The 1,176-nt window shown below is 53.8% G+C and carries 1 protein-coding gene; it reads left to right on the top strand.

All coding sequences use genetic code 11. The features are described 5' to 3' along the window. Window positions 1-69 precede the first annotated feature (69 nt). Entirely contained in the window at window positions 70-1,050 is a 981-nt protein-coding gene (locus VZP09_RS24370) for an IS5-like element ISKpn26 family transposase (protein WP_328795511.1), read from the top strand. Window positions 1,051-1,176: the final 126 nt, after the last annotated feature.

Here is a 1,176-nt window from a genome sequence, read left to right as displayed (position 1 = left end):
GGGAAGGTGCGAACAAGTTCCTGATATGAGATCATCATATTCATCCGGAGCGCATCCCAGAGGGACATCATGAGCCATCAACTCACCTTCGCCGATAGTGAATTCAGCACTAAGCGCCGTCAGACCCGAAAAGAGATTTTCCTCTCCCGCATGGAGCAGATTCTGCCATGGCAAAACATGGTGGAAGTCATCGAGCCGTTTTATCCCAAGGCGGGCAATGGCCGACGGCCCTATCCGCTGGAGACCATGCTGCGTATTCACTGCATGCAGCATTGGTACAACCTGAGCGACGGTGCCATGGAAGATGCCCTGTACGAAATCGCCTCCATGCGCCTGTTTGCCCGATTATCCCTGGATAGCGCCCTGCCGGATCGCACCACCATCATGAATTTCCGCCACCTGCTCGAGCAGCATCAACTGGCCCGTCAATTGTTCAAGACCATCAATCGCTGGCTGGCCGAAGCAGGCGTCATGATGACCCAAGGCACTTTGGTGGATGCCACCATCATTGAGGCACCCAGCTCTACCAAGAACAAAGAGCAGCAACGCGATCCGGAGATGCATCAGACCAAGAAAGGCAATCAGTGGCACTTTGGCATGAAGGCCCACATTGGTGTCGATGCCAAGAGTGGCCTGACCCACAGCCTAGTCACCACCGCGGCCAACGAGCATGACCTCAATCAGCTGGGTAATCTGCTTCATGGAGAGGAGCAATTTGTCTCAGCCGATGCCGGCTACCAAGGAGCGCCACAGCGCGAGGAGCTGGCCGAGGTGGATGTGGACTGGCTGATCGCCGAGCGTCCCGGCAAGGTAAAAACCTTGAAGCAGCATCCGCGCAAGAACAAAACGGCCATCAACATCGAATACATGAAAGCCAGCATCCGTGCCAGGGTGGAGCACCCGTTTCGCATCATCAAGCGGCAGTTCGGCTTCGTGAAAGCCAGATACANAGGGNTGCTGAAAAACGATAACCAACTGGCGATGTTATTCACCCTGGCCAACCTGTTTCGGGTGGACCAAATGATACGTCAGTGGGAGAGATCTCAGTAAAAACCGGAAATAACGCCAGAAATGGTGGAAAAAATAGCCTAAATAGGCTGATTCGATGTGTTTGCGGGAAAAAAATCGGCCCAGATCCGCGAAATTTTAATCAGCGAGTCAGCTTGGGAAGNAANG

This window comes from Klebsiella sp. EMBS2024 (assembly GCF_036233805.1).
GTDB classification, from domain to species: Bacteria; Pseudomonadota; Gammaproteobacteria; order Enterobacterales; family Enterobacteriaceae; genus Klebsiella; species Klebsiella pneumoniae.
The sequence above is the reverse complement of the archived record's forward strand: the minus strand, read 5'-3'. Positions and strand labels throughout refer to the sequence as shown.